The sequence below is a fragment of the Achromobacter sp. genome (genome assembly GCF_049647645.1).
GTDB lineage: Bacteria > Pseudomonadota > Gammaproteobacteria > Burkholderiales > Burkholderiaceae_B > Achromobacter.
Genome location: NZ_JBARYB010000081.1, coordinates 1 through 1,544 on the forward strand (window position 1 = coordinate 1; position 1,544 = coordinate 1,544).

The following is a 1,544-nucleotide window of genomic DNA, read 5'->3' on the forward strand; positions in this document are numbered from 1 at the left end:
TGTGCGCCAGGTTCAGCGTCGAGACGATGGGCTGTCGGACATTGGCGTAGGCGTTTCCGGGGAGCGAGGAAAGCCACGCATCCACGGCATTCAGGGTCTCGGGAATGGTGACGAAGCCCCGTCCCTGGATGACGCGCTCCACCATGCGCAGTTTCTCGTCGGCCACCGCAGGGTCGGCATCGAGCACCGTCACCGTGGCGGTGAGGTAGCCGAAGGCGACTTGATCGCTGCCCAGCTCCTGCAGGGCGGCGTCCGCGTCCGCCGCCTTGTTGCTCGCGTCGGTATCGACCAGTGGGCTTTCCTGCTGGAAGATGGTTTCGCGCAGCAGCGCGATCACGTTCTTGCGCTTGGCGAACCACTGGCGGCGCAGGCGGGAAAGCTCTTTTTCCGCCTCGGCTTTGTCGAGGCAGAGAAAGCGCGTGCTCCAGCGGTACGCAAAACCGAGGCGGTTGAGGTCGTCCAGAATCCCAGGCCAGGTCGAGGTCGGGAAGCCGCGCACCGACACCACGCGCAGGTGCTGGTCGCCCAGCATGGGCGCCAGGCCGCCGACCAGCGCGGAATCGGTCAGCAGCGCGTCGATGTGGAACGGCACTTCGGGCACGCCGACGCGGTAGCGCCGCGTCGAAATGGCGGCGTGCAGGTAGGTCAGCGTCTGCGCGTCATCGAGCCAGTCAATTTCCGGCATCACGCCGTCGAGCAGGTCAAAGACGCGATCCGTTTCCGCGACGAAGGCTTGCAGCCGCTCGCGCCAGTCCACGCCATTCGTCGGCGTGTTCTCGTAGAGCATCTTGGCTGCACGGGCGCGGGATTCTTCCGGCGGCAGATAGAGCAGCGTCAGGTGATAGCCGCTCTCGAAGTGATGGCCCGATTCTTCGAAGGCGGCCCGGCGTTCTTCCTCCACCACCCACGAAAGCGGCTCGGGAAAATCTGAGTGCGGATAATCGGCCGCAGGCCGGCGCTCGGCTTCGATGAATAGCGCCCAGCCCGATCCCATGCGGCGCAGCGCATTGTTCAACCGCGCCGACGTGGCGACCAGCTCGCCCTGCGTCGCGCTGTCGAGGTCAGGCCCGCGAAACCGGGCCGTGCGCTGGAAACTGCCGTCCTTGTTCAAGACGACGCCCGGTGCGACCAGCCCGGCCCAGGGCAGCCAGTCGGCAAGCAAGGCCGGGCGCTGGCGGTATTCGGCGAGGTTCAGCATCGCAGCGTCCTCCCCTCACACGTCCAGCAGCGGGCGGTGCTTGATGTGCCGGGCGAAGACCTGCATGAACTGCGGATCGACGCGCGCACCCCACACTGCCAGCGAATGGCCGACGATCCAGAGCACCACGCCGGGAATCCATAGTTGCAGGCCCAGGCCGACAGCGGCGGCCAGCGTGCCGTTGGCGATCGCCACGGTGCGCGGCGCACCGCCCAGCAGAATCGGCTCGGTCAGCGAGCGATGCAGCGGCACCTCGAAGCCGACCGCGAAGCTATCCGGGGCACTCATACGACGGCCCCGCCGGAGAAGCTGAAGAACGACAGGAAGAAGCTCGAAGCCGCGAACG

At 66.7% G+C, this 1,544-nt stretch carries 1 protein-coding gene and 1 pseudogene; both read right to left on the reverse strand.

Translation table 11 applies throughout. The features are described from left to right. Positions 1 to 1,198 (reverse strand): annotated as a pseudogene (locus WBB14_RS09350) (conjugal transfer protein TrbE); the annotation flags it as partial. A 15-nt stretch (positions 1,199 to 1,213) separates the two neighbouring features. After that, complete coding sequence (locus WBB14_RS09355; protein ID WP_226466817.1) at positions 1,214 to 1,486, reverse strand: VirB3 family type IV secretion system protein; 273 nt, start codon at positions 1,484 to 1,486, stop codon at positions 1,214 to 1,216. Positions 1,487 to 1,544: the final 58 nt, after the last annotated feature.

What these genes read in the sequence shown, in the direction of transcription:
- WBB14_RS09355 (WP_226466817.1), bottom strand. Translation starts at nt 1,486, where the DNA reads ATGAGTGCCCCGGATAGCTTCGCGGTCGGCTTCGAGGTGCCGCTGCAT.